Source organism: Micromonospora sp. MGP-C2, assembly GCF_057766525.1.
Genome location: NZ_JBYMEN010000002.1, coordinates 3,465,442 through 3,490,795, shown reverse-complemented (window position 1 = coordinate 3,490,795; position 25,354 = coordinate 3,465,442). Strand labels below are relative to the sequence as shown.

The following is a 25,354-nucleotide window of genomic DNA, read 5'->3' as shown; positions in this document are numbered from 1 at the left end:
CGGGCCACGGCGGATAGAGTGCGAACAGCGGGGTACGCGTTATGTGCCCCGCTGTTCGGCAACGAAAGGTAATCGCTCCATGCGTCGTCCCCAGCTGGACATCCAGCTGAAGACCCCTGACCAGATCGAGAAGATGCGGGCCGCCGGGCTGGTGGTCGCCGAGGCGCTTCGCCGGATGCGGGAGGCTGTCGCCCCCGGGGTGAGCACCGCCGATCTGGATGCCATCGCCGAGTCGACCATCCGCGAGGCGGGTGGCGTTCCGTCGTTCAAGGGCTACCACGGTTTCCCGGCGTCGATCTGCTCCTCGGTCAACGAGCAGATCGTGCATGCCATCCCGTCGCCGAAGCAGGTGCTCCAGGCCGGTGACCTGATCTCGATCGACTGCGGTGCGGTCCTGGACGGGTGGCACGGCGACTCTGCGATCACCGTCGGGGTCGGCGAGGTCGACCCGGCTCTGCTGAAGATGGCCGCGGTGGCCGAGGACGCGATGTGGGCCGGCATCGCCGCCGCAGCCCGCGGTGCGGCCAGCGGCAAGGGCCGACTCACCGACATCTCGCACGCGGTGGAGACCGCCGTCCGCAAGGGTGGCCGGTACGGCATCGTCGACGGCTATGGCGGGCACGGCATCGGCACCGAGATGCACCAGGACCCGCACGTGCTCAACCACGGTCGGCCGGGCAAGGGCCCACGCCTGGTCCCCGGCATGGCGTTGGCCATCGAGCCGATGATCACGATGGCGTCCCCGCGTACTGTCGAGTTGTCCGACGGGTGGACGGTGGTGACCCGCGACGGCTCGGTGGCGGCGCACGTCGAGCATTCGATGGCTCTGCTGCCGGACGGGGTCTGGGTGCTGACCGCGTTCGACGGCGGCCGGGCCCGCCTGGGCGACCTGGTGACCGCCCGTCAACCCGCCGCCTCCAAAACCCCCTGAAACCTCCCACTCCAGGGCCTCCACCCCCGGCACCTCCCGTTGATCATGAAGTTGTGGTCACGACACGCCGCTTGGGGTCAAGGGGTGAGTGCAATCGTCAGGTGGCGATGAGGTGGTCCAGGCGCTCGGCTGGGGTTGCCCAGCCGAGTGTCTGGCGGGGGCGGGTGTTCATCTCGTGGGCGACTTCGTCGAGGCCTGCCTGATCGATGCTGCGGAAGTCGTAGCTGCCTTTGGGGAAGTACTGGCGTAGCAGGCCGTTGGTGTTCTCGTTGGAGCCGCGTTGCCAGGGGCTGTGGGGGTCGCAGAAGTAGACCGGGCAGCCGGTGGCGACGGTGAATGCCGCGTGAGCGGCCATCTCGCTGCCTTGGTCCCAGGTCAGGGAGCGGCGCAGATGTGCTGGTAGACGCTGGGCGAGGTCGGTGAGCACGGCGATGACGGCTTCGGTGTCGCGGCCCTGCGGGAGGGCGCCGAGCATGACGTAGCGGGTGGCCCGTTCGACGAGGGTGACGATCGCCGAACGGCCGGCCTTACCGATGACCAGGTCACCTTCCCAGTGCCCGGGCACCGCCCGGTCGTCGGCCTCGGCGGGACGGGCACTGATGTGCAGGTCCCCGATCCACGGCCGGCGACTACGGCCACCCGCGGCGGCCCGTGACTGTGGGCGCCGATCAGCTCGTCCCGAACGCAGGGCGACCTGTCGGGTCAACTCCTCGCGCAGGCTGCCCCGCGACTGAACGTAGATCGCCTGGTAGATCGTTTCGTGCGACACCCACAACTCCGGCCGGTCAGCGAACGTGGTCCGCAACCACGTGGCGATCTGCTTCGGAGACCACCTACGCGCCAGTTTCCCCCGCACCACCTGCCGCAGCCGCGTCCCCGGACCCAACTTCGACGCCTTCGACCGCCGACGCGCCGTATCCGCACGCCGCTGCGCCCACTGCGCCTGATACCCCCACCGATACGGGGCCCGTGCCCGCCCCGACGGCAACGACCGCCCGAGCGGGTTCTTCGTCCCATGCCGCGCAGAGTGATACCGGGACACCTCCCGAGACACCGTGCACACCGGCACCCCCAACAAACCGGCGATCTCACTAATGCGCCGACCCGCACCCCACAGATGCTCCAACACCTGCCGATGCCCGAACGTCAACACACCCGGCCTGGCCACCAACACCCCCAGCACAACCAAGATCAGTTGCACTGAACCTTAGAAACCACCCCGGGAACGGTGGCGATAACCTCATGATCGACTGAGCCCTGGGGTGGGGCATGACTGGCGTGACGGTGGCATGCTTGCCGGCATGGACGGGCGCGACGGGATGCGAGCCTCGGACTCGGACCGTACGGCGGTGGCCGACCGGTTACGGGTCGCCCTCAACGAGGGTCGGCTGGATCTGCACGAGTACGACGAGCGGTTGCAGCGTGCCTACGCCGCGCGCACGTACGCCGAGTTGGACGGGCTGCTGACCGACCTGCCGCCTGTTGCGCCGGTGGAGCGTTCGGCGCTGTCGCCGCTCACCCCGGCTGCCCCGCCGAGTGTCGGTGACCAGCCTGCCCCGGTGGCGCGCGGCGTCACGGCCCGCTGGCTGGCCGAGGTGTGGCTGCCGTACCTGAAGGTGATCGCCATCGTGGTGACCATCTGGGCGGTGACGTCACTGCTCAGCCAGGATCTGCTCTACTTCTGGCCGGCCTGGGTGGCGGGGCCGTGGGGCGCGGTGCTGGCGGTCCAGACGGTCACCGGGCTGGCCGGGGGAGAGCCAAGGCGTCAAGCGGTCAAGCGACAGCGCAAACAGGCAAAGCGCAAAGCCCCCACCACCAACCCAGAAAACCCCCCACCAACCCCCTGACCCCCAACCCCGCCCCCCAGGCCCACACCCCGCCCGTCGATCATGAGGTTGTCGCCGCCGTTCCCGGCGTGTTGTGACGCTAACTTCATGATCAACAGGGCTGGGGGTGGGTCCCTGGGGGTGGGGGACAGGGCTGGGTGGGTGGCCGGTTTGGCGTGCGAGTGCAGGCCGGCGTACACTTTCAGATCGGCGCACAGCGTCCACTCCGGCATGCCCACCCTGCGCTTCGGTGGGACCTGGAGCCGCGGCTGGCGCGGTTTTCTGATTCTGATCAGATTTCCGTGTAAGACGTTGTGGGCCGCCCGGAGCAATCGACGTCAGGACAGCGGAGGACATGCCGAAAAAAGACGGAGCCATTGAGATCGAGGGTCGGGTCATCGAGCCCCTGCCGAACGCCATGTTCCGGGTGGAGCTCGCGAACGGCCACAAGGTGTTGGCTCACATCAGCGGCAAGATGCGGCAGCACTACATCCGCATCCTTCCGGAGGACCGGGTCGTCGTCGAACTTTCGCCGTACGACCTGACCCGCGGGCGCATCGTCTACCGCTACAAGTAGTCCTGACGACGACCGGGAAGTCCCGTGTCCGTCTTCGACGTCTGGTGTCGTGCAACGCGCGTCCCCGGGCCAGATGGGAAGTAAGGCAACCGTGAAGGTCAAGCCGAGCGTCAAGAGGATCTGCCAGAAGTGCCGGGTTATCCGCCGGCACGGCCGGGTCATGGTCATCTGCAGCGACCCGCGCCACAAGCAGCGCCAGGGCTGACTCAGCCCGTCCGGCCGTAACACCGGCCGGGTGGCGTTGGTCCAGGCGGATCCTCAGCGACACACACATCACACATGCTCGTCCCAGCCACGAGCGGTACGCGAGACGTACTCCTGCGTGGCTGACCCCCGGTCGGAGGCCGGGGCCCGCTCGGGCAGCGACCGTTCCCGGTCGCCGGCGCTCATCGCGTCGGAAGGACGGGACAGTCGGTAGCGGGATGGGACGGGTCCACACCTCCGCCACACATCACAAGGAGTACGCCCGCACATGGCACGTCTAGTCGGCGTGGATCTCCCCCGCGAGAAGCGGATGGAAATCGCGCTCACCTACATCTTCGGGCTCGGTCGCACCCGCGCCCAGGAGACACTCGCCGCTACCGGCATCTCGCCGGACAAGCGCGCTCGGGACCTCACGGACGAGGAGCTCGTGCAGCTCCGCGACCACATCGAGGGCAACTACAAGGTTGAAGGCGACCTGCGCCGCGAGGTCGCCGCTGACATCCGCCGCAAGGTTGAGATCGGCTGCTACGCCGGCATCCGGCACCGCCGGGGTCTGCCCGTGCGTGGCCAGCGGACCAAGACCAATGCACGGACCCGCAAGGGCCCGAAGCGGACCGTCGCCGGCAAGAAGAAGCCCGGCAAGAAGTAGTTCTTAACCGGATGACGGGGTCGGCCGCCGCCGAGGTGGGTCAGGCCGCAACCCAATCCGGAAAGTCAACTAGGAGCGCACAGACTTATGCCACCGAAGGCTCGTGCCGGAGCCGCTGTCAAGAAGGTCCGGCGCAAGGAACGCAAGAACGTCGCCCACGGGCAGGCGCACATCAAGAGCACGTTCAACAACACCATCGTGTCCATCACGGACCCGACCGGTGCGGTCATCTCCTGGGCCTCCGCTGGCCAGGTGGGCTTCAAGGGCTCCCGCAAGTCGACTCCGTTCGCCGCGCAGCTGGCCGCCGAGGCTGCCGCGCGTCGCGCCATGGAGCACGGCATGCGCAAGGTCGACGTGTTCGTCAAGGGCCCCGGCTCCGGCCGGGAAACCGCCATCCGTTCGCTGCAGGCCGTGGGCCTCGAGGTCGGGCAGATCGCCGACGTCACCCCGCAGCCGCACAACGGGTGCCGTCCGCCGAAGCGTCGCCGGGTCTGAGAGGTAGAGAGAGATGGCTCGTTACACCGGTGCAGACTGCCGCCGTTGCCGGCGGGAGAAGATGAAGCTGTTCCTCAAGGGCAGCAAGTGCGATGGTCCGAAGTGCCCGTTCGAGTCCCGGCCGTTCCCGCCCGGGCAGCACGGCCGCGGCCGCACGAAGGAGACGGAGTACCTGCTCCAGCTCCGCGAGAAGCAGAAGGCCCGTCGTGTCTACGGCGTGCTGGAGAAGCAGTTCCGCGGTTACTACGAGGAAGCCGTTGGCAAGCAGGCCAAGACCGGTGAGGTCCTCCTGCAGATCCTCGAGTCGCGGCTGGACAACGTCGTTTACCGGGCCGGCTACGCCCACTCGCGGGACATGGCCCGCCAGCTGGTCAAGCACGGTCACTTCACGGTGAACGGCAAGAAGGTCGACATCCCGTCGTACCGCGTCAAGGAGCACGACATCATCGAGGTTCGGGGCAAGAGCAAGGAGCTCACCCCGTTCATCGTCGCGCAGGCTCAGGCCGGCTCGAAGACGGTTCCGGCGTGGCTTGAGGCCATCCCGAGCCAGATGAAGGTGCTCGTGCACTCCCTCCCGGCCCGGCAGGTCATCGACACGCAGGTCCAGGAACAGCTGATCGTCGAGCTCTACTCCAAGTAGTCCGAGCTCGTTCGGTGGCCCGCCCTCCCGGGGGCGGGCCACCGGAACAGTTTGTGTCGTGGGCGTCAAATAGCGGGTGCCCGGAAGAGAAGAGAAAAGATGCTCATCAGCCAGCGACCCTCCCTGTCCGAGGAGTCGATCAACGAGACCCGGTCCCGGTTCGCCATCGAGCCGCTGGAGCCGGGCTTCGGCTACACCCTGGGCAACTCGCTGCGGCGCACGCTGCTGTCGTCGATCCCGGGCGCGGCCGTCACCTCGATCAAGATCGACGGCGTGCTGCACGAGTTCACCACGATCCCCGGTGTCAAGGAGGACGTGGTCGAGCTCGTCATGAACATCAAGGAGCTGTGCGTCAGCTCCGAGCACGACGAGCCGGTCAGCATGTACCTGCGCAAGCAGGGCCCGGGCGACGTGACCGCGGGGGACATCCAGCCGCCGGCCGGCGTCTCGGTGCACAACCCGGATCTCAAGCTCGCCACCCTCAACGGCAAGGGCCGGCTCGACATGGAGCTGACCGTCGAGCGGGGCCGGGGCTACGTGACGGCGGCGCAGAACAAGCAGTCCGGCGCCGAGATCGGCCGCATCCCGGTCGACTCGATCTACTCGCCGGTGCTGAAGGTGACCTACCGCGTCGAGGCGACCCGTGTCGAGCAGCGCACCGACTTCGACCGGCTGATCATCGACGTCGAGACCAAGCCGTCGATGGGTCCGCGTACCGCGCTGGCCTCCGCCGGTTCGACGCTGGTCGAGCTGTTCGGGCTGGCCCGGGAGCTGGACGAGACCGCCGAGGGCATCGACATCGGGCCGTCCCCGCAGGACGCCCAGCTGGCGGCGGACCTCGCACTGCCGATCGAGGAGCTGGACCTCACCGTCCGCTCCTACAACTGCCTCAAGCGCGAGGGCATCAACTCCGTTGGTGAGCTCATCGGGCGTACCGAGGCCGACCTCCTCGACATCCGCAACTTCGGGCAGAAGTCGATCGACGAGGTCAAGATGAAGCTCGCCGGGATGGGTCTCGGGCTGAAGGACTCGGCTCCGAACTTCGACCCGGCGCACGTCGTGGACACCTTCGGCGAGGCCGACTACGACACCGACGACTACCGCGAGACCGAGCAGCTCTAGTCCGCGCTGCCGCCACAACTGAGGAGCACCAAAAATGCCCACGCCCACCAAGGGCCCCCGCCTCGGCGGCAGCCCCTCGCACGAGCGGCTGATGCTCGCCAACCTGGCGACCGCGCTGTTCCAGCACGGCAAGATCCAGACCACCGAGACGAAGGCTCGGCGGCTGCGTCCGCTGGCCGAGCAGCTCATCACCAAGGCCAAGCGCGGTGACCTCGCCTCGCGGCGGCGGGTGCTGGGTGTCGTCAAGGACAAGGACGTGGTCTACGCCCTGTTCGACCAGATCGCGCCCCGGTACTCCAACCGCCCCGGCGGTTACACCCGGATCGTGAAGACCGGTCCGCGCAAGGGTGACAACGCGCCGATGGCCATCATCGAGCTGGTGGAGGAGCTTCAGGTCGCCGAGCCGAAGGCGAACAAGAAGACCGCCGCCCGCAAGGCCGCGCAGCAGGACAAGGTCGAGGCGCTCGCCCCAGCCGACGAGACCCCGAAGTCGGCCCCGGCCGACCAGGACTCCGAGGCGCCGGTGTCGGCGTCCGGTGACACCGACGCCGCCCGTGAGGACAGCGACGAGGCCACCGAGAACAAGGCCTGATCAAGGGCAACGTCGGGCCCGGCACCCCATCGGGGTGTCGGGCCCGACCCATGACAGGAGGTACGAGGTGGACGAGCGGATCCGGCTGCGGCTGGACGTCTCGTACGACGGCACGGGCTTCTCCGGCTGGGCCGCCCAGCCGACCCGGCGCACCGTCGCGGGGGTGCTGGTCGAGACCCTGGACCTCGTCCTCGGCGCCGGTACGGCCACCGGGCTGACGGTGGCCGGGCGGACCGACGCGGGAGTGCACGCCACCGGGCAGGTGTGCCACCTGGATCTGCCCGTCGACGTGTGGCGGGAGCACGAGGGACGGCTGCTGCGTCGGCTGGCCCGCCTGCTCCCCACCGACGTACGCGTACGGGCGATGACCGAGGTGCCGTCCGACTTCGACGCCCGGTTCTCGGCCACCTTCCGGCGCTACGAGTACCGGGTCACCGACGCGCCCTTCGGTGCGGAGCCGCTGCGGCGGCACGAGGTGCTGGCCTGGCCCAAGCCCCTGGACCTGGCGGCGCTGAACGCCGCGGCGAGCGGTCTGGTCGGTGAGCACGACTTCGCCGCGTACTGCCGGCGCAAGGAGAACGCGACCACGCTGCGCGAGGTGACCCGGCTGGACTGGCGTCGCGACCCGGACGCCATCCTGGTGGCCACCGTGCAGGCCGACGCGTTCTGCCAGGCGATGGTGCGCAGCCTGGTGGGGGCGATGCTGGTGGCGGGTGACGGCCGCCGCCCGGTCGAGTGGCCGGGCAGCCTGCTCACCAGTGAGGTTCGTTCCAGTGAGGTGACAGTGGCCCCGGCGCGCGGGTTGACCCTCGTCGCGGTCGGCTACCCGGCCGACCCGGCCGACTATGCCCGCCGCGCCGACCTCACCCGCCGGCTGCGGGTCCCGGTCGAGGGCTGACCGTCGACGACGTGCCGGTCAGTTGCCCGGCAGTTCGCCGTCGTCGGTGCTGCCACCCTGGGTTCCGCTGCTGCCGGTCGGCGCCGCCGTCGGCTGTCCGGCGCTGCCACCGTCGGCCCGCTGTTGCAACACCCCCCGGCTGAGGTGCAGCTCGATCATGTCGAACAGGATCTCGCCGACCTTGGCGTCTCCCGCCTTGATCGCCGCACCGTCCTTCTGGACCACCAGCGCGTATGCCAGGTAGTGGCCCCGGACCTGCCAGCCCACCCGCGCCGGGGCGCTGGCCAGCACGTCGGTGCCGTCGCCCTCGCCGGCGGTGAGGCCACGGAACCGGCCCTGCCGTTCGTCGAGCAGCGGCCGGATCCGGTCCCGGGCCCGTTCCGCGCTGACCTTGTCGGTGAGGTTGAACAGGCCGGTGGTGACCAGATGGTCCCCGTCGGGTGTCCGCAGCGTGGCCCGGACGATCTGGTTGCAGCCGAGTCGGACCAGCAGGTCGGCGACCTCGCCGGTGGCGGCGACGGCACAGCTGGCGCTGGACTGGGTCTTGAGGACCTGGTAGCTCGGCTGGCCGTCGTTGAGCTTCAACTCCTTGCCGGGAAAGAGTTCCTTGGCGGTGAGCGGGGCCTGGTCGGTGTCCCGGGAGTCCAGGGTGAGCCGTTGCGCCGCGGCGGACGTCGGGGCGGCGTTCGGCTGGAACGTCGGGGTGGCCTGCGGTTGCTGGTCGCGGTTGTCGAGCAGCGCGGCGGCGCCCAGGCCGCAGAGGGCGAGCAGCACCAGGACGGCTGCGCCGCCGATCAGCACCTGCCACAGTCGGCCGCCGCCGCGTCGGGCTGACGGCTCTATCGGCGACGCCGAGCTGTAGACGTGGCCACGGGGCGCGGCGGGCGGCGTCTCGGCACGAGTCGGCCGTGGCGGTGGCGGCGGTGGTGGCGACGACGACGGCAGCGAGAGCTGGTTCGCTCGCGGCAGCGACGGCGTGGGGAAGCGCGACGGAGAGGGCCCGGCGGGCGGGGGCGGACCGGCGCCGAGCACCGACAGGTCGGACCCGGGCTCCGGGTACTCCTCGAAAGCGTCCTCATCGGACTCGTACCGATACACCATGTCGCCCAGAGTAAGAGCCGTTGTCCCTTTTGGGGATAATATCCAGGAAATGTGTGCGTAGGCCGTGTCATGGCCGGCCCGGGCCGGTGCGAGAATTGCCGGCGTGACCGGCGACCACTACTTCACCGCGCAGCCTGCCAGCGACGCCCCGGCGCGCGAGATCGAGTTCTCCGTCGCCGACCGCGACTACCGGCTCGCCTCGGCCGGCGGGGTCTTCTCCGCCAGCCGGCTCGACCCGGGCACGGCGGTCCTGCTGCGCAAGGCCGAGCTGCCCGCCGCCGACACCAGCGGCGACCTGCTCGACCTGGGCTGCGGATTCGGGCCGATCAGCTGCGTTCTGGCCGACCTCGCGCCCGCGAGCACCGTCTGGGCCGTCGACGTCAACGCCCGCGCCCGCGAGCTGACCGCCGCCAACGCGGTCCGGATCGGCGCCGGCGACCGGGTCCGGGTCAGCGCGCCGGACGACGTGCCGGCCGACGTCTCGTTCGCCCAGATCTGGTCCAACCCTCCCATTCGGATTGGTAAGGACGGGCTGCACGACCTGCTGCTGCGGTGGCTGCCCCGCCTCGCGCCGGACGGCGTCGGCTGGCTGGTCGTCGCCCGGCACCTCGGCGGCGACTCGCTGCAACGCTGGCTCACCGAACAGGGCTGGCAGGTGGAGCGGCACGCCAGCCAGAAGGGCTTCCGGGTGCTGCGAGTCACCCGGTAATTGGATATACCCTCCGCCCCTCGCTGGGGCAGGATCCCCGCGTGGGATACGTGGACGTGGCAGGGGTCGGGCACATCCTGCCCGACGGTCGGGAACTCTTCGCCGACGTGTCGTTCCGGGTCGGGGAGGGCGCCAAGGTCGCCCTGGTCGGCCCGAACGGCGCGGGGAAGACGACGCTGCTGCGAATGGTCGCCGGTGACCTGCCGGTGCGGAGCGGCGTCGTCGCGCGCGCCGGTGGGCTGGGCGTCATGCGCCAGTTCATCGGCATGATCGGGGACGAGTCGACGCTCGCCGACCTCGCCCTGTCGCTGGCCCCGCCCGCGCTGCGCGACGCCGGCCGCCGGCTCGGCGAGACCGAGACGGCCATGCGGGCGGCCGAGGCCCACGGCAAGTTCAGCAACGCCGCGGGCAAGGCCCAGTTGGCGTACGCCGACGCGCTCGGCGCCTGGGGCGAGGCCGGCGGGTACGACGCCGAGGTGCTCTTCGACACCGTCGCGACAATCGTGCTCGGCCTGCCCTGGGACACCGTGCGGGACCGGCCGGTGCGCACCCTCTCCGGTGGCCAGCAGAAGCGCTTCGCGTTGGAGCTGCTGCTGCGCGGCCCGGACGAGGTGCTGCTGCTCGACGAGCCGGACAACTTCCTCGACGTGCCCGGCAAACGCTGGCTGGAGGCGCGACTGCGCGAGTCGACCAAGTCGGTGCTCTACGTGTCGCACGACCGCGAGCTGCTGGCCCAGAGCGCCGACCGGGTGGTCGCCGTCGAGGGTGGCAGCGCCTGGGTGCACCCGGGTGGCTTCGCCAGTTGGCACTCCGCCCGGGTGGCCCGGCACGCCCGCCTGGACGAGCTGCGTCGTCGCTGGGACGAGGAGCACCAGAAGCTGCGCGAGCTGATGCTGATGTACAAGCAGAAGGCCGCGTACAACGACGGGTTGGCCTCGCGCTACCAGGCCGCGCAGACCAGGCTGCGCAAGTTCGAGGAGGCCGGGCCGCCGCCCGTACCGCCGAAGGACCAGGACATCCGGATGCGGCTGAGCGGCGGGCGGACCGGCAAGCGCGCGGTCATCTGCGAGCAGCTTGAGCTCGACGGCCTGACCTTCCCCTTCGACCTGGAGATCTGGTACGGCGACCGGGTGGCGGTGCTCGGTGCCAACGGCAGCGGCAAGTCGCACTTCCTGCGGTTGCTGGCCCGGGGCGGCACCGACCCCGACCCGGCGAACGGGCCGGTCGACGGGGCGGGCGCGCTCGCCCCGGTGGCGCACGACGGCACGGCCCGCCTCGGTGCCCGGGTCCGACCCGGTCACTTCTCCCAGACCCACGACCGGCCGGAGCTGATGTCGAAGACGCTGGTCGAGATCCTCTGGAGGGGTGACGAGCATCGCACCGGGATGGACCGGCACGCCGCGATGGGGGTGCTCAGCCGCTACGAGTTGGCCGCGCAGGGCGACCAGCGCTTCGGCACGCTCTCCGGTGGGCAGCAGGCCCGGTTCCTGGTGCTGCTGCTGGAGCTGTCCGGGGCGACCCTGCTGCTGCTCGACGAACCCACCGACAACCTCGACCTGGCCAGCGCGGAGGCACTGGAGGCGGGTCTGACCGCGTTCGACGGAACGGTGATCGCGGTCACCCACGACCGCTGGTTCACCCGGTCCTTCGACCGGTTCGTGCTGTTCCGGGGTGACAACGAGGTGGTGGAGACTCCGGAGCCGGTCTGGGACTGGGCTGAGCGGTCCCCGGGCCCGCCGCGTCCGGCGGGCATAGGGTGGATCTCGTGACTGAGATGACCTATCGCCGGTTGGGCGACTCCGGGCTCGTGGTGTCCGTGGTCGGCATCGGCTGCAACAACTTTGGCCGGAAGCTCGACCTCGACGGCACGCGCGCGGTGGTGGACGCCGCCCTGGACGCCGGCATCAACCTCTTCGACACCGCCGACATCTACGGCGAACCGCAGGGCGGCTCCGAGGAACTGCTCGGGCAGGCGCTCAAGGGGCGCCGGGACGACGTGGTGGTGGCCACCAAGTTCGGCATGGACATGAACGGCCTCAACGGGCCGGACTTCGGTGCCCGGGGTTCGCGGCGCTACATCGCCCGTGCCGTGGAGGCGTCGCTGCGCCGGCTCGGCACCGACCACATCGACCTCTACCAGATGCACGAGCCCGACCCGGGCACCCCGATCGACGAGACCCTCGCCGCCCTGGACGACCTGGTCCGCGACGGCAAGGTGCGTTATCTGGGCAACTCCAACTTCGCCGGCTGGCAGATCGCCGACGCGGACTGGGTCGCGTCGTCCAACGGTCGGGCCCGCTTCATCAGTGCGCAGAACCACTACAGCCTGCTGGAGCGTTCGGTGGAGGCCGAGGTCATCCCGGCCTGCGAGCGGTTCGGCCTCGGCATGCTGCCGTTCTTCCCGCTCGCCAACGGCCTGCTCACCGGTAAGTACAAGCGCTCGGGTCAGCCGCCGGCCGGCAGCCGACTCTCCGGCGGTGGCCGGTACGCGGAGCGGCTCGCCGCAGCCGACTGGGACACCATCGAGGCGATCGAGGCGTACGCGGCCGAGCGGGGTCTGACCATGCTCCAGGTGGCGATCGGTGGGCTGGCAGCCCAGCCGGCGGTGACCTCGGTGATCGCCGGTGCCACCACGCCCGAGCAGGTGGTGGCCAACGCCGCTGCCGGCACCTGGGAACCCAGCGACGAGGATCTGACGGCGCTGCGCGCCATCCTCTGAGCGAGGCGGGCGCCCGCCGGCGCGTGATCCACTCGCGTTCCTTGAAGTCGGGGCGCCCTGCGGTCCGGGAAGCCCCGACTTCAAGGATGTCGAGTCGATCAGTTGTTCTGCGTACCGGTGCGGCGGCGGCCGAAGAGCATGGCCACCCCCATCGCCGCGGCGACGAGCACGAGGCCGGCCGCCGCGAACGGCCACCAGTCGGCACCCGCCCCGCGGTCTCCGTCAGTCGTTCTGGTCACCGCGACCGGTGCGGGCACCGGTGGTGACTGTGCTGCCCGGGCCTGCACCGTGGCGGTGGCCTCGCTCTTGAGCGGAGCGGGGGAGCTCACCGTCACCTTCCACGTGCCGGTGGAGAGCACCGGGCCGCTGCTGTAGAAGCCCTGCCCCTCGGGCTGTGGCTCCAGTTGCACCGGCCCGACCTTCTGCCCGTCCGGGCCGGTGGCGGTGAGGACCAACCGCACCACCCGGTCCAGCCGGCGGCCGTCGGCGTAGACGGCCTGGATGGTGACCCCCTCAGCCCCGTCACCGGCCACCGTCAGTTTGAGCTTGTCGGCCTGAGCGGCCGCCGGGGCAGCGGAGAACAGGGTCAGGGCCAGCCCGACGAGAACGGCGGCCAACACCTTGCGGATACCCGTCACGGACATCTCCTCACTACCTACGAGGGAGGCCCCTCCCCGACGTCGTGACGTCGGGGAGGGGCCTCGTCGGATCAGAGCTGGCGACCGGGTGCGAGCCGGGTGGCATCCTCACCCAGGCGTCCGGTGCCCTTGATCGGAGCGCCGTCGTTCGCCTTCACCCCGGCCTTGCTGGCCGCGCCGCCGAGCCGGACGATCATGGCGTCGGCGTCCCGGATCAGGACGTCCCGGATCTCCGCCTCGGCCACCAGTGTGGCGTCGGCGGCCAGCGTACGGAAGGCGGCCAACTGCTTGATCGCCTTGTTGTCGTTGCCGGCCGCCTCGGCCTGACGGGCCGCGTCCAGCTTCGCCGTCAACTGCTTGTGCGCCTTGGCCGAGAGTCGACCCGTCGCCTTGAACCGGTCCAGCAGGCCCTGCATGTCCCGGAACGAGGTGGTGACGAAGAACCGGACCGCAGAGGTGGTCTGGTTGCCCGCCTTGTCGGTCGCGGTCACGGTCAGCTCGTGCAGGCCGAGCGGCAGCTCGTACATGGCCTGCAGAGTGCCGCTGGCGTACGCCCTGCCGTCCAGCTGGCCGACCACGGACGCGATGCCCGAGGTCGGGTCGACGGCCTGCCAGGACACCCGAACGTCCTGGCTGTCACCGTAGAGCTGGCCGTCGGCGATCCCGGACACCAGCAGCGTCGGCTTCGTGCCGTCGATGCGCAGCACCGCCGACTTGAGCGTCTCGGCGTTGCCCGCCTTGTCGGTCGAGCGGAACAGCAGCTCGTGCTGGCCGTCACCGGTCACCTCGACCGGCGTCGTGTACGGCGTCCAGGTGCCACCGTCCAGGGACCACTCCACCGTCTTGACGCCGGAACCGGCGTCGGTCGAGGCCAGCACGACCGGGATCGTCCCGTTGTGCCAGCCGGCGTCGTTCGCCGGAGCGAACGTCGCCGTGGTGACCGGCGCTGTGGTGTCGATCTTGACCGTGACGGTCTTCGTCGACTCCACGTTGCCCGCCTGGTCGGTCGAGCGGAACCGCACCTCGTGCTCGCCGTCCCCGCTGACCGCCACCGGAGCGGTGTAGGCCGTCCAGGTGGTGGCACCGTCCAACTGGTACTCGGTGCTGGCGAGCCCGCTACCGCCGGCCTCGTCGGTGGCGGCGAGGGTCACCGTCACCGGCCCCGTGTGCCACCCCTCGGTCGGGGTGCCGGACACCGTCGCCGTGGTGACCGGCGCGGTCTCGTCGGCGACCTTCGTGCTCAACCGGAAGTAGTCGAACGCGGCGGTCTTCGAGGCGGTCTGGTTGGCGCCGAGGGTGAACAACCCGACCTTCGGGGTGGCACCCACCGCGCTGTTCGTCAGCGCCTCCAACGCGGTCCAGGTCGTCCCGTCGGCCGAGTACGACGCGGTGAACGTGTCACCGGTGCGGGCCAGCCGCAGGTGCCACACCGCCGAGGTGAGGCTGGCCGCCTCCGGCTGCGGGTTCTGCACCGTCCCGGCGATCTCGCTGCGGAACTCGATCCGCCGCGTCACCGCCTGGCCGGCCTGGTTGTCCGCGATGAAGTCCAACTTCAGGTAGTTGTCGTCGTCGGCCTGCACGAGCAGACCGGCCTGCTGGTACTGCTCGTTCAGCAGACTGCCGTCGACCTTCGTCTCCAGGGTCCAGTCGCCGGACGGCGCGGTCTGGAGGATGAAGTTCTTCGGCCCGGTGTTGTCGGTGCCGTAGATGTCACCGTTGGGCACGTCGATCCGCAGCGCGCCATCGGTGACCCGGTAACCGTTCGGGTCCTCCCGCGTGATGGCGTCCCAGCGGCACTTGTCCAACGTGGAACCGGTGAACTCGTCCGACGGGTCGACCGGGCCGGCCGGGGCGTCCGGCGTGACCTGGAACGAGTCGAACGCGGCGTCGACCACGGGCGCCTCGGTGCCTCCGTTGAGCGCGAAGACCCCGATCCGCGGGTTGGTGATGCCGGCGAGCGCTGCCGACTGGCCGACCGGGGTGAAGGTCTGCCCGTCGCCCGAGGCGGCGGCGGTCAGGTTCGTCCCGTCGCTGGTGATCCGCAGGTACACGGTGTCACCCGCCGGTGCGGCGGCACTGTCGGCGGCCTCGTTGCGAGGCGTACCGGCCGTCTCCCGGATGAACTCCACCCGCCGGCTGCCGTTGTACAGCAGGTCCAGCTTGGCGTAGTTGTCGTCGTCGCCGTACACCAGCACGCCAGCCTGCTGGTAGTTCGCCGTCACCGGCAGCGTGACCTTGGTGGTCATCTCCCAGGCGCCGGTCGGAGCTGCCTGGAGCACCAGGTTGGTGGCGTCGTTGCGAGCGCCGTAGAGGTCGCCCACCCCGGTGGGCAGCCGCAGCGCGCCACCCGACACCGAGTAGAGCTGGTTCTCCCGGACCACGCTGGTCCAGCGCTCCTTGTCGAGGCTGTTGCCGTTGAAGTCGTCCGAACGCGCCCCGAAGCAGGACGTGTCCGGAGCGTCGACCCGCACCGGCACCGTGGCGTACGACTTGGCGCCCTTGCTGTCGGTCACCGTGAGGGTGGCCGTGAAGGTGCCCGCGTTGGTGTAGGTGTGGCTGGCGTCCACTGTGGTCGCCGAGCCTCCGTCACCGAAGTCCCAGGCGTACGTCAGCGGGGTGTCGCCCTCGGCGTCGGTGGCCGTGCCGTCGAACTCGACGGTGACCGGCACGGTGCCGGTGGACGGGGTCGCGGTGGCGGTGACCACCGGCGGCGCGTTCTCGGTGACGCCGCGGCCGACGAAGTCCATCCAGTTGACGTTGAACAGCGAACCCGTCCCGCCGTTCGGGTCGCGGGCCACGAAGTACAGCGAGCCGCTCGCGGCACCGGTCACCGGCGCGCTCACGTCCGTGTACGTCTGCCACGCGCCGGTCGTCGGAACGGTGGCCGTGGCCACGACCGGTCCGTCGACGGCGCCCGCGTGGACCTCGATCCGACCGCCGGCGGCGGCCGAGGCGGCCCGGAACCGGATCTCGGTGATGTTCGTCAGGTCCGCCGGGACGACCGACCACCAGTCGCCGTCCTCGATGAACGCGATGCTCTGGCCCCCACCGGCGGTGTCGGCGCCGGCCTCTCGTTGCACGCCGGCGTCTCCGCCGCCGGTGCCGCCCGGCACCCGTCCGGTGGCCGTGAAGTACTCGGCCTGCTTCTGCTTGGGCTGCAGGATCTCGATGTCCCGGCCGGTGAGCGCGCCCGCGCCGCCGGCACCACCTTCGTCGGTGTAGGTGGCCTCGAAGACAGCGAAGACGTTCGCCTCGGCGCCGTGCCCGGAGGCGAGCGACGTCTGGACCGTGCCGGTGCACCCGGTGTGCTGCTCCAGCGGGTGGGCGTGCTCGTCGTGACCGAGCAGCACCTGGAGGTTCACCCGGTCACAGTCGATCTGCCCGTCCTCGGGGTCGGTCACCTTGACCGTGTAGCGGACCTGGTCACCCCAGTTGAAGAAGCCACCGTCCGGCGGGAACTCGATGCTCACCGTCGGTGCGGTGTTGCCCACGGTGACCGGCACGTTGGCCACCGCGGTACGGCCCTTCGGGTTGGTCACGGTGAGCTGGGCGGTGTAGTTGCCGGCCGTCGCGTACGTGTGCGTCGGGTTGGCCTCGGTCGAGGTCTGCCCGTCGCCGAAGGTCCACGAGTAGGTGAGCGCGCCGCCGTCCGGGTCCCGGGAGCCGGCGCTGGAGAAGGTGACAGTCAGCGGCGCCGGGCCCGAGGTCGGGTTGGCGGACGCCGCGGCGATCGGTGCGCGGTCACCGGCGGTGTAGTCGATCCGGTAGATGCCGGAGTCGTCGTTGTTGCCGCCGAACCCGGTGCCCCACTCGATCAGATAGAGCGCGCCGTCCGGACCGAACTCGAAGTCCATCGGCCGGACCATCTTCATGCCGGTGAGCAGCTGATTGATGTCCACCAACGACTTGCCGTCGGGAGTCACCTGCATGGTGTACATCTTGTTCTGGTTCCACTCGCCGAGCAGCGCCTTGCCGTCGTAGTAGGCCGGCCACTTGCGGTTGGAGTTGAGGTCGGCGTCGTAGCGGTAGGCCGGGCCGCCCATCGGGGCGCCACCGCCACCGATCTCCGGGTAGCGCGCGTCACCGGCGTAGCCGTAGTCGACGGTGGCCGGGACGACCGGCGGGAGGTTGGTCAGGCCCGTGTTGTTGGGCGAGTTGTTCACCGGTGCGGCGCAGTCGAACTTCGGGCCGCTCGGGCCGGACGGGAACGTGTAGTCGTTGTACGCCTCGTTCGTCCCGGTGCAGTACGGCCAGCCGTAGTTGCCGGGGGTCACGACGTTCCACTCGACCAGGCCCCGGGGGCCCCGGTCCGGGTTGTTCGCGTTGGCGTCCGGCCCGTAGTCCCCGACGTAGAGGGTGTCGGTCTTCGGGTCGGTGCCGATCCGGAACGGGTTGCGGAAGCCCATCGCGTAGATCTCGGGGCGGGTCTTCTCGGTGCCCGGCGCGAAGAGGTTGCCCGTCGGGACGGTGTACGTGCCGTCGTCCTCCGGGTGGATCCGGATCACCTTGCCGCGCAGGTCGTTGGTGTTGGCCGAGGTGCGCTGCGAGTCGTAGTCCTGGCGGCCCGGCCGCTCGTCGAGCGGCGAGTACGCGCTCGACTCGAACGGGTTGGTGTTGTCACCGGTGGCCAGGTAGAGGTTGCCGGCGCTGTCGAAGGCCATGCTGCCGCCAGCGTGGCAGCAGGTGTTGCGCTGGGTGTCGACCCGCAGCACCTGCTTCTCGCTGGCCGGGTCGATGGTGTCGCCGGTGACTGTGAAGCGGGACAGCAGGTTGCGGGTGACCCCGTCGTTCGGGGCGTAGTAGAGATACACCCACTTGTTGGTGGCGAAGTCCGGGTCGAGCCGGATGCCGATCAGGCCGTCCTCGTTGCCGGTGAAGACGTCCAGGTCGACGGCGGTGACGGTGCTGCCGGTGTCCGGCTTGACGATCTGCACGCGACCGTCGCGCTCGATGTAGAAGACGCGCCCGTCCGGGGCAATGTCCAGCTCCATCGGGTTGCTGGTGTTGCTGTCCAGCGCGACCTTCTCGAAGTTCGAGGTCTTCGAGGCGCCGCAGTCGGCGTTCTCGACACCGGCCGCGGTCCGGATGCCGCCGAGCAGGTGGGACAGGAACTCGGGCTCGGCGTACGACTCCCGGGTGTGGCCAGCCCCGGTGTACCAGGATCGGCCGCCGTCGAAGTCCTGACACCAGGCGATCGGGTGGTCGGCGCCCATGGCACCGGCGCCCGCCGTGTAGCTCTTCTCGTCCAGGCTGGCGAGCACGTGCACGTCCGGCCGGGGATTGGTCTGGTAGTTGTACCACTCGTCGAACCGGGACCATCGGTCCGGCAGCCCGGCAGTCGACGGGTGGGCGTGGTCCTCCACCTTGACCGTGGCCTGCTGGTTCTGCGGGTGGTTGGCGAAGTACGCGCCGACCAGGTCGCCGTACCAGGCCCAGCTGTACTCGGTGTCCGACGCGGCGTGGATGCCGACGTAGCCGCCGCCCGCCTTGACGTAGCGCTCGAACGCCGCCTGCTGCTCGGCGTCGAGCACGTCACCGGTGGTGGAGAGCCAGATCACCGCCTTGTACTTCGCGAGGTTGGCGTCGTTGAATGCGGCGCCGTCCTCGGAGTTGTCCACTGTGAATCCGTTGGCCACACCGAGCTGTTGGATGGCGGCGATGCCGGTGGGGATGGAGTCGTGCCGGAAGCCGGCGGTCTTGGAGAAGACGAGGACGGAGAAGGGATCGGCCGCGGCCTTTGGCGCCTTCGGCACCACCTGGCTGACCGGGGCTGCGGCTTTCGCATCCCGTGGGGGGACCTGGGCGGCCGCCTGGGCGGGCGTGCCGAACAGGGTGGTCGAGGCCATGGCCAGGGAGATCAGGGTTGCGGTGATGGGTACGCGGGCACGACGAGAACGGGACACGCCGCCTCCTATGTCGTAGTGACAGGGATCGCGGGAGCCGGCTCGCCGAAGACCCTCCCAGATGGAGCCGGTGGTGACACCGCGTCACGGTGCCCCCGCCAACATTTTGTCGAATCGCTGAACAAATTAATTCGGCTGGCTCAATGTCCGGCAAGATGCCGGCAGGTAACGGTTCTGCAACGGGGGGCGACATTCCGAATAGGACCGGGATGAAGCGCCCAACCTAATCCGCCATTCCGGCCCGTCGACACCCGCCTTGGCAGACCGGCGGATCTGTCGTACGGTGACACGCAAGTAACCCACGGGAGTCCGGTGTACCGGGCTGAGAGGGGGGCTGACAGCCCCCGACCGTCGAACCTGATCCGGATAATGCCGGCGCAGGGAGGAGCGTTGCCGTGCCGTCCCTGGGGCGACTGCATCTGATCACCGACACCCGACCCGGGCGAGACCCGCTCACCGTGGTCCGGGCCGCCCTCGCGGTGGCCCGAGCCGACCTGGTGGTGCAGGTCCGGGTCGAGGATTCCGCCACCGACCGCGAGGCGTACGAGCTGGCCCAGCGGGTGCTGGCGCTCTGCGTGCCGTACGGGGCGACCTGCCTGGTCAACGACCGGCTGCACGTGGCGCTGGCGGTCGGTGCCGCCGGTGGGCACGTCGGGGCAGACGACCTGCCGGTCGCCGCCGCCCGTCGGGTGCTCGGCCCGGCCGGCGTGCTGGGCGCCACCGCCCGCGCGCCGGGAACAGCGACCGCGGCGGTCGCGGCGGGAGCCAGCTACCTGGGCGTCGGGCCGTGCCACGCCACCAGCACCAAGTCCGGCCTGCCTGACCCCATCGGGCCCGTGGGCGTACGTGCCGTCGTCGACGCCGTCGACGTGCCGGTCATCGCGATCGGCGGCGTGACCGCCGAGCGGGTGCCGGAACTGCGGGCCGCCGGGGCGTACGGGGTGGCGGTCGTCGGGGCGGTCTCGGCTGCCGCCGACCCGGCGCGGGCGACCGCCGAGCTGATCGAGGCCCTGGCGTGCTGACCGGCCGGTCGGAGTCAGCGCGATCGAGTGACCGGGCCCGGCCGGACGTCGCGGTGGTGGGGGCGGGGCCGATCGGGCTGGCGATCGCCTGGCGCTGCGCCGCCCGGGGGCTGCGCGTGGTGGTGCACGATCCGGAGCCCGGCTCGGGGGCGTCGGCGGTGGCCGCAGGCATGCTCTCGCCGGTCGCCGAGGCGTACTTCGGTGAGCGGCAGCTGACCGGGCTGCTGCTGGCGTCCGCCGCCCGCTGGCCGGCGTTCGCCGCCGAGCTGACCGCGGCGAGCGGCACCGGGATCGGCTACCGGACCGAGGGCACTCTGATGGTCGGGCTGACCGGCGACGACCTGGCCGAGGCGCGCCGGCTCTGGGCGTACCAGCAGGGGTTGGGCCTGCCGGTGACGCCGCTGCGCCCCAGCGAGCTGCGCGACCGCGAGCCGGCGCTCGCACCACGGCTGCGCGGCGGCGCGCTCGCGCCCACCGACCACCAGGTCGACCCCCGGCGGCTGGTGCCGGCGCTGCGCACGGCCGCCCAGCGGGCCGGCGCGGTGCTGGTGCCGCAGGCGGTCGCGCACCTGTCCGATGTGGATGCTGCGGTCACGGTTGTCGCCGCCGGCTGTGGGGCCGCCGCCCTCACTGGCCTGCCCGTCCGGCCGGTGAAGGGCCAGATCCTCCGGCTTCGCGCGCCCGACGGCGTCGCGCCGGGCTTCCGGCACGTGATCCGGGGGTACGCCGACGGCGAACCCGTCTACCTGGTGCCCCGCGCCGACGGCGAGGTCGTGCTCGGCGCGACGGTCGAGGAACGGGCGGACACCACTGTCACCGCCGGTGCCGTGCAGCGCCTGCTCCGCGCCGGAGTCGACCTGCTGCCCGAGCTGGCCGAGTACGACCTGGTCGAGGCGGTCGCCGGGCTGCGCCCGGGCACGCCGGACAACGCGCCGATCCTCGGGCCGCTGCCCGACCGGCCGGACGTGCTGGCCGCCACCGGGCACCACCGGCACGGCATCGTGCTCACCCCGATCACCGCCGACCTGATCACCGAGCTGGTGCTCGACGGCGTGCCCGACCCGCTGCTCGCGCCCTTCGGACCCGGACGGTTCGTCGGTGCCGGATCGGCCGCTCGCACACCGGCCGCGGCGGGTGGACCTGAACCGACGACGGAGGGGGACCGGTGGAGTTGACGGTGAACGGGGCCGGACGCAGCGTCCCCGGCGGCGCGTCGGTGGCCGACCTGGTGCGCGACGTCGTGCCCGAACAGCGGGGGGTGGCGGTCGCGGTCAACGGCGAGGTGGTGCCCCGGGCCGGCTGGCCGGCCACTGTGCTGCGTGACGGCGACCGGGTCGAGGTCCTCACCGCGGCGCAGGGCGGGTGAGCGGCGTGACGTTCGAGCTGGGTGGGGAGACGTTCACCTCGCGGTTGATCCTCGGCACCGGCGGCGCCGCGAACCTGCACGTGCTGGAACAGGCGATCCGGGCGTCCGGCACCGAGCTGGTCACGCTGGCGCTGCGCCGGGTGGGCACCGCGCCGGGCTCCACCGGTGGGCTGCTGGAGCTGCTGGACCGGTGCGGGGTGCGGCTGCTGCCGAACACCGCCGGCTGCCACACCGCGACCGAGGCGGTGAAGGTGGCCCGGCTGGCCCGGGACGCGTTCGACACCGACTGGGTCAAGCTGGAGGTGATCGGCGACGAGCGGACGCTGCTGCCCGACGGGGTGGAACTGCTCCGCGCCGCCGAGGAGTTGGTGGCCGACGGCTTCACCGTCCTGCCGTACACCAGCGACGATCCGGTGCTCGCCCGCCGGCTCGCCGACGTGGGCTGTGCCGCGGTGATGCCGGCCGGTTCCCCGATCGGCTCCGGGCTCGGCATCGGCAACCCCCACCACATCCGGCTCATCCGGCAGGGGGTGGACGTGCCGGTGATCCTCGACGCGGGCATCGGCACCGCCTCTGACGCGGCCCTGGCCATGGAGCTGGGCTGCGATGCGGTGCTGCTGGCCAGCGCCGTGACCCGGGCCGAGGACCCGGTGGCGATGGCGACCGCGATGCGGTACGCGGTCGAGGCGGGCCGGCTGGCGGCAGGCGCCGGCCGGATCGCCCGACGCTTCCACGCGCTGCCGTCCACACCCGACGAGGGAAGACCCGACCTGTGACCGCGCCGTCCGGTGTTGTCCTGCTGACCGACCGGCTCGTCGCGCGGAGCGGGCTCGACCGGGTCGTGGCGGGAGCCGTGGCCGGGGGAGTGCGCTGGGTGGTGCTGCGGGAGAAGGACCTGCCCCGCGCCGAGCGCGCGGCTCTCGCCGTCGAGCTGCGGGCGATCGTCGCCGACGTCGGCGGAACTCTCGTCGTGGCCGGCCCCGACCCGCTCGGCGGCGACGCCGTGCACCTGCCCGCCGCCGGCCCGTACCCGCCGCCGACCCACAGCCTGGTCGGCCGCTCCTGCCACAACGAAGCCGAGCTGAACCGCCTGACCACCGAGCACTACGCGACCGTCTCCCCGGTCTGGCCCACAAAGACAAAACCGGGCTACGGCCCACCCCTGGGACCGGCCGGCCTGCGAAAGCTGATCAGGACCAGCAACGTGCCGGTCCTGGCGCTGGGCGGAGTGGAAACCCCAGAACAGGTAACCGCCTGCGTCAAGGCGGGAGCCGTCGGGGTGGCGGTGCTCGGCGCGATTATGCGGGCCCCAGATCCCACCGAGACAGCGGCGAGTCTGACCAGCGCCTATGTCGAGGCGGTCACCCCTGTGCTGACCCAAACCCGGCGCGGGGTCACCCAGGTCTCCACGTCAGGGCTGCGGCCGACCGTGCCCACGCAGGGATCAAGCCTGACCGCCCGGAGTGGGCACGGTCGGCCGCAGCCCCAAACCGCAACCAAAGGCCAGGGAAAATGACCCCGCACACCATCCTCACCATCGCAGGCTCAGACTCCGGCGGCGGCGCGGGCATCCAGGCCGACCTGAAGGTCTTCGCCGCGCTGGGCGCGTACGGCACCAGCGTCATCACGGCGGTCACCGCGCAGAACACCCGAGGTGTCGACGCCGTCCTGCCGTTGCCTCCGCGCACGGTCACCGAGCAGTTGGACAGCGTGCTCGCCGACTTCACCGTCTCGGCGGTCAAGACGGGAATGCTCGGCACCCCGGCGGTCGCCGACGTGGTGGCCGAGGCCGCACGTGCCGGCCGGCTGCCCCAGCTCGTCGTCGACCCGGTGCTTGTCGCCACGAGCGGCCACCGGCTCGGCGTGGTGGGCGCGGTCGAGCGGCTGCTCCCGTACGCCACTGTGGCGACGCCGAACTGCGCGGAGGCCGCGGCCATCACCGGACGCCCGGTGGACGACGTGGCCGGGATGGTCGTGGCCGCCGAGGCGCTCGCGGCCGGCGGCCCCGACCACGTCGTGGTCACCGGGGGTGATCTGGACGGCGGCGAGGCGGTCGACGTGCTGCACGGCGGCGGTGTCACCACGCTGCTGCGCGCCCCCCGGGTGACGACCCGGCACACCCACGGGACCGGGTGTTCGTTCTCGGCGGCGATCGCCGTGCGGCTCGCGCTGGGTGATCCGGTGCCGGCGGCGGTGGGTGCTGCCAAGGAGTACGTGCTCCGGGCGCTGACCGGCGCGCGGGGTTGGGAGCTGGGGGCGGGGCGCGGACCGCTGAACCACTTCGGCTGGTCCGCTTGATCACCAGGGAGGCTGTCATGCACGCACGAGGCAAGGTGTACGTCGAGGGTTCGCGACCGGACGTCCGGGTGCCGTTCGCGGAGGTGGGGCTGACCGGGGATCTTCCGCCGGTGCGGCTCTACGACACGTCCGGCCCCGGGTCGGACCCGGAGGTCGGGTTGCCGCCGCTGCGGGGACCGTGGATCGCCGAGCGTGGTGACGTGGCGCCGGTACGGGGTGCGGGCACGCCACTCGCCGGGGTGGACGGTCGCCGGCCCACGCAACTCGCGTACGCGCGGGCGGGTGTGGTGACGCCGGAGATGGAGTTCGTGGCGATCCGGGAGAACGTCGACCCGGAACTCGTACGGGCCGAGATCGCCGCCGGCCGGGCGGTGCTGCCGCTCAACGTGAACCATCCGGAGTGTGAGCCGGCGATCATCGGTAAGGCGTTCCTGGTCAAGGTGAACGCCAACATCGGCACCTCGGCGGTCAGCTCCTCGGTCGCCGAGGAGGTGGAGAAGCTCACCTGGGCCACCCGTTGGGGTGCGGACACCGTGATGGATCTGTCCACCGGGAAGCGGATCCACGAGACCCGCGAGGCGATCGTGCGGAACTCCCCGGTGCCGATCGGGACGGTGCCGATCTACCAGGCGTTGGAGAAGGTCGGCGGTGACCCGGTGAAGCTGAGCTGGGAGGTGTTTCGGGACACCGTGGTCGAGCAGGCCGAGCAGGGCGTGGACTACATGACGGTGCACGCCGGGGTGCTGCTGCCGTACGTGCCGCTGGCCGTGGACCGGGTCACCGGGATCGTCTCCCGGGGCGGTTCGATCATGGCGGCCTGGTGCCTGGCGCACCACGAGGAGAACTTCCTCTACACCAACTTCGCGGAGCTGTGCGCGCTGCTCGCCAAGTACGACGTGACGTTCTCCCTCGGCGACGGGCTGCGCCCCGGCTCGATCGCGGACGCCAACGACGAGGCGCAGTTCGCCGAGCTGCGCACCCTCGGCGAGCTGACGACTGTCGCCTGGGAGTACGACGTCCAGGTGATGATCGAGGGCCCTGGCCACGTGCCGATGCACAAGATCAAGGAGAACGTGGACCTCCAGCAGGAGTGGTGCCACGAGGCGCCCTTCTACACGCTCGGTCCGCTGACCACCGACATCGCGCCGGCGTACGACCACATCACCTCGGCGATCGGCGCCGCGATGATCGGCATGTTCGGCACCGCGATGCTCTGCTACGTGACTCCGAAGGAGCACCTCGGCCTGCCGGACCGGGACGACGTGAAGGCGGGCGTGATCGCGTACAAGATCGCCGCGCACGCGGCCGACCTGGCCAAGGGCCACCCTGGCGCGCAGGAGTGGGACGACGCGCTGTCGAAGGCACGCTTCGAGTTCCGCTGGGAAGACCAGTTCAATCTCTCGCTGGACCCGGAGACCGCTCGGTCGTACCACGACGCGACCCTGCCCGCGGAGCCCGCGAAGACGGCGCACTTCTGCTCGATGTGCGGCCCGAAGTTCTGCTCCATGAAGATCACCCAGGAGCTGAAGGAGTACGCGGCCCGCGGCATGAAGGACAAGTCGGAGGAGTTCGTCTCCGGCGGCAGCCGGGTGTATCTGCCGCTGGCCTGAACCGGCGCGGTGCGCACTCTCGGGTGATCGGGTCGGGGTGATCAAGCAGGTAGC

At 70.8% G+C, this 25,354-nt stretch carries 23 protein-coding genes, 1 pseudogene and 1 riboswitch; of the genes and pseudogenes, 20 read left to right on the top strand and 4 right to left on the bottom strand.

Features of this window, described 5'->3' with window-relative positions; genetic code table 11:
• Positions 1-79 precede the first annotated feature (79 nt).
• Positions 80-931 (top strand): type I methionyl aminopeptidase, encoded by an 852-nt coding sequence (gene map, locus AC3CF1_RS15720; protein WP_099848674.1) that lies wholly within the window; start codon positions 80-82, stop codon positions 929-931.
• A 97-nt stretch (positions 932-1,028) separates the two neighbouring features.
• Here map and AC3CF1_RS15715 read toward each other — a convergent pair whose 3' ends face one another.
• Positions 1,029-2,132, bottom strand: coding sequence for an IS30 family transposase (locus AC3CF1_RS15715; RefSeq protein WP_328380910.1), 1,104 nt, complete (start codon positions 2,130-2,132; stop codon positions 1,029-1,031).
• Between the two features lie 100 nt (positions 2,133-2,232).
• Between AC3CF1_RS15715 and AC3CF1_RS15710 the strand changes: the two genes are divergently transcribed.
• The 9 genes from AC3CF1_RS15710 to truA all read left to right on the top strand — a co-directional run bounded on the left by AC3CF1_RS15710 (position 2,233) and on the right by truA (position 7,934).
• Complete coding sequence (locus AC3CF1_RS15710; RefSeq protein ID WP_488450736.1) at positions 2,233-2,778, top strand: DUF1707 SHOCT-like domain-containing protein; 546 nt, start codon at positions 2,233-2,235, stop codon at positions 2,776-2,778.
• A 334-nt stretch (positions 2,779-3,112) separates the two neighbouring features.
• Positions 3,113-3,334 (top strand): translation initiation factor IF-1, encoded by a 222-nt coding sequence (gene infA / locus AC3CF1_RS15705; protein WP_007073013.1) that lies wholly within the window; start codon positions 3,113-3,115, stop codon positions 3,332-3,334.
• A gap of 91 nt (positions 3,335-3,425) precedes the next feature.
• A complete protein-coding gene (gene rpmJ / locus AC3CF1_RS15700; protein ID WP_088952025.1) occupies positions 3,426-3,539 on the top strand; it encodes a 50S ribosomal protein L36 in 114 nt (37 codons plus the stop codon).
• Between the two features lie 267 nt (positions 3,540-3,806).
• A complete protein-coding gene (gene rpsM / locus AC3CF1_RS15695; protein WP_088950226.1) occupies positions 3,807-4,187 on the top strand; it encodes a 30S ribosomal protein S13 in 381 nt (126 codons plus the stop codon).
• A gap of 87 nt (positions 4,188-4,274) precedes the next feature.
• On the top strand, positions 4,275-4,682 hold the full coding sequence (gene rpsK, locus AC3CF1_RS15690; protein ID WP_030329919.1) for a 30S ribosomal protein S11: 408 nt from the start codon (positions 4,275-4,277) through the stop codon (positions 4,680-4,682).
• A gap of 13 nt (positions 4,683-4,695) precedes the next feature.
• Positions 4,696-5,322, top strand: coding sequence for a 30S ribosomal protein S4 (rpsD, locus tag AC3CF1_RS15685; RefSeq protein ID WP_030489600.1), 627 nt, complete (start codon positions 4,696-4,698; stop codon positions 5,320-5,322).
• Positions 5,323-5,421: 99 nt separating this feature from the next.
• A complete protein-coding gene (locus tag AC3CF1_RS15680; protein WP_007465227.1) occupies positions 5,422-6,444 on the top strand; it encodes a DNA-directed RNA polymerase subunit alpha in 1,023 nt (340 codons plus the stop codon).
• A gap of 34 nt (positions 6,445-6,478) precedes the next feature.
• Positions 6,479-7,036, top strand: coding sequence for a 50S ribosomal protein L17 (rplQ, locus tag AC3CF1_RS15675; protein ID WP_088950225.1), 558 nt, complete (start codon positions 6,479-6,481; stop codon positions 7,034-7,036).
• 67 nt (positions 7,037-7,103) lie between these two features.
• Positions 7,104-7,934, top strand: a complete 831-nt coding sequence (truA, locus tag AC3CF1_RS15670; RefSeq protein ID WP_488450735.1) for a tRNA pseudouridine(38-40) synthase TruA — start codon at positions 7,104-7,106, stop codon at positions 7,932-7,934.
• A gap of 18 nt (positions 7,935-7,952) precedes the next feature.
• Here truA and AC3CF1_RS15665 read toward each other — a convergent pair whose 3' ends face one another.
• Positions 7,953-9,035, bottom strand: coding sequence for a hypothetical protein (locus tag AC3CF1_RS15665; protein ID WP_488450734.1), 1,083 nt, complete (start codon positions 9,033-9,035; stop codon positions 7,953-7,955).
• A gap of 103 nt (positions 9,036-9,138) precedes the next feature.
• On the opposite strand from AC3CF1_RS15665, the gene AC3CF1_RS15660 reads away from it, so the two are divergent.
• Genes AC3CF1_RS15660 through AC3CF1_RS15650 form a run of 3 tightly spaced genes read left to right on the top strand, consistent with a single transcriptional unit; the run spans position 9,139 to position 12,463 of the window.
• Entirely contained in the window at positions 9,139-9,744 is a 606-nt protein-coding gene (locus AC3CF1_RS15660; protein WP_354982872.1) for a class I SAM-dependent methyltransferase, read from the top strand.
• 41 nt (positions 9,745-9,785) lie between these two features.
• Positions 9,786-11,513, top strand: a complete 1,728-nt coding sequence (locus AC3CF1_RS15655) for an ABC-F family ATP-binding cassette domain-containing protein (protein WP_488450732.1) — start codon at positions 9,786-9,788, stop codon at positions 11,511-11,513.
• Entirely contained in the window at positions 11,501-12,463 is a 963-nt protein-coding gene (locus tag AC3CF1_RS15650) for an aldo/keto reductase (RefSeq protein ID WP_354982875.1), read from the top strand. Before AC3CF1_RS15655 ends, AC3CF1_RS15650 begins: the two co-directional genes overlap by 13 nt.
• A gap of 98 nt (positions 12,464-12,561) precedes the next feature.
• Here the strand turns inward: AC3CF1_RS15650 and AC3CF1_RS15645 are convergent, their stop codons facing one another.
• Together AC3CF1_RS15645 and AC3CF1_RS15640 are read right to left on the bottom strand one after the other, a co-directional pair.
• Complete coding sequence (locus AC3CF1_RS15645; protein ID WP_488450731.1) at positions 12,562-13,107, bottom strand: hypothetical protein; 546 nt, start codon at positions 13,105-13,107, stop codon at positions 12,562-12,564.
• A 65-nt stretch (positions 13,108-13,172) separates the two neighbouring features.
• A complete protein-coding gene (locus AC3CF1_RS15640; RefSeq protein WP_488450730.1) occupies positions 13,173-19,004 on the bottom strand; it encodes a ThuA domain-containing protein in 5,832 nt (1,943 codons plus the stop codon).
• A 291-nt stretch (positions 19,005-19,295) separates the two neighbouring features.
• Positions 19,296-19,405: riboswitch (TPP riboswitch) on the top strand.
• Here AC3CF1_RS15640 and thiE point away from each other — a divergent pair.
• The 7 genes and pseudogenes from thiE to thiC all read left to right on the top strand — a co-directional run bounded on the left by thiE (position 19,400) and on the right by thiC (position 25,300).
• Positions 19,400-20,026 carry a thiamine phosphate synthase gene (gene thiE / locus AC3CF1_RS15635; RefSeq protein ID WP_354982878.1) on the top strand — a complete coding sequence of 209 codons (627 nt, stop codon included), beginning with the start codon at positions 19,400-19,402 and terminating at the stop codon, positions 20,024-20,026. (Overlaps the previous riboswitch by 6 nt.)
• Entirely contained in the window at positions 20,020-21,201 is a 1,182-nt protein-coding gene (thiO, locus tag AC3CF1_RS15630) for a glycine oxidase ThiO (protein ID WP_488450729.1), read from the top strand. Before thiE ends, thiO begins: the two co-directional genes overlap by 7 nt.
• The gene (gene thiS / locus AC3CF1_RS15625; protein WP_088950217.1) at positions 21,192-21,392 is read left to right on the top strand and encodes a sulfur carrier protein ThiS; all 201 of its coding nucleotides are present in this window, start codon (positions 21,192-21,194) and stop codon (positions 21,390-21,392) included. Before thiO ends, thiS begins: the two co-directional genes overlap by 10 nt.
• Positions 21,389-22,168: a thiazole synthase gene (locus AC3CF1_RS15620; RefSeq protein ID WP_088950216.1), complete on the top strand. Its 780-nt coding sequence runs from the start codon at positions 21,389-21,391 to the stop codon at positions 22,166-22,168. Before thiS ends, AC3CF1_RS15620 begins: the two co-directional genes overlap by 4 nt.
• Positions 22,165-22,743: pseudogene (locus AC3CF1_RS15615) on the top strand (thiamine phosphate synthase); the annotation flags it as partial. The gene AC3CF1_RS15620 and the pseudogene AC3CF1_RS15615, both read left to right, overlap by 4 nt.
• A 161-nt stretch (positions 22,744-22,904) precedes the next feature.
• Positions 22,905-23,690 (top strand): bifunctional hydroxymethylpyrimidine kinase/phosphomethylpyrimidine kinase, encoded by a 786-nt coding sequence (gene thiD / locus AC3CF1_RS15610; RefSeq protein ID WP_328848924.1) that lies wholly within the window; start codon positions 22,905-22,907, stop codon positions 23,688-23,690.
• Positions 23,691-23,707: 17 nt separating this feature from the next.
• Entirely contained in the window at positions 23,708-25,300 is a 1,593-nt protein-coding gene (gene thiC, locus AC3CF1_RS15605; RefSeq protein ID WP_488450728.1) for a phosphomethylpyrimidine synthase ThiC, read from the top strand.
• Positions 25,301-25,354 lie beyond the last annotated feature (54 nt).

What these genes read in the sequence shown, in the direction of transcription:
- map (WP_099848674.1), top strand. Translation starts at nt 80, where the DNA reads ATGCGTCGTCCCCAGCTGGACATCCAGCTGAAGACCCCTGACCAGATC.
- rpsD (WP_030489600.1), top strand. Translation starts at nt 4,696, where the DNA reads ATGGCTCGTTACACCGGTGCAGACTGCCGCCGTTGCCGGCGGGAGAAG.
- AC3CF1_RS15665 (WP_488450734.1), bottom strand. Translation starts at nt 9,035, where the DNA reads ATGGTGTATCGGTACGAGTCCGATGAGGACGCTTTCGAGGAGTACCCG.
- AC3CF1_RS15645 (WP_488450731.1), bottom strand. Translation starts at nt 13,107, where the DNA reads ATGTCCGTGACGGGTATCCGCAAGGTGTTGGCCGCCGTTCTCGTCGGG.
- AC3CF1_RS15680 (WP_007465227.1), top strand. Translation starts at nt 5,422, where the DNA reads ATGCTCATCAGCCAGCGACCCTCCCTGTCCGAGGAGTCGATCAACGAG.
- infA (WP_007073013.1), top strand. Translation starts at nt 3,113, where the DNA reads ATGCCGAAAAAAGACGGAGCCATTGAGATCGAGGGTCGGGTCATCGAG.
- thiD (WP_328848924.1), top strand. Translation starts at nt 22,905, where the DNA reads ATGACCCCGCACACCATCCTCACCATCGCAGGCTCAGACTCCGGCGGC.
- rplQ (WP_088950225.1), top strand. Translation starts at nt 6,479, where the DNA reads ATGCCCACGCCCACCAAGGGCCCCCGCCTCGGCGGCAGCCCCTCGCAC.
- thiC (WP_488450728.1), top strand. Translation starts at nt 23,708, where the DNA reads ATGCACGCACGAGGCAAGGTGTACGTCGAGGGTTCGCGACCGGACGTC.
- rpsK (WP_030329919.1), top strand. Translation starts at nt 4,275, where the DNA reads ATGCCACCGAAGGCTCGTGCCGGAGCCGCTGTCAAGAAGGTCCGGCGC.
- AC3CF1_RS15710 (WP_488450736.1), top strand. Translation starts at nt 2,233, where the DNA reads ATGGACGGGCGCGACGGGATGCGAGCCTCGGACTCGGACCGTACGGCG.
- rpsM (WP_088950226.1), top strand. Translation starts at nt 3,807, where the DNA reads ATGGCACGTCTAGTCGGCGTGGATCTCCCCCGCGAGAAGCGGATGGAA.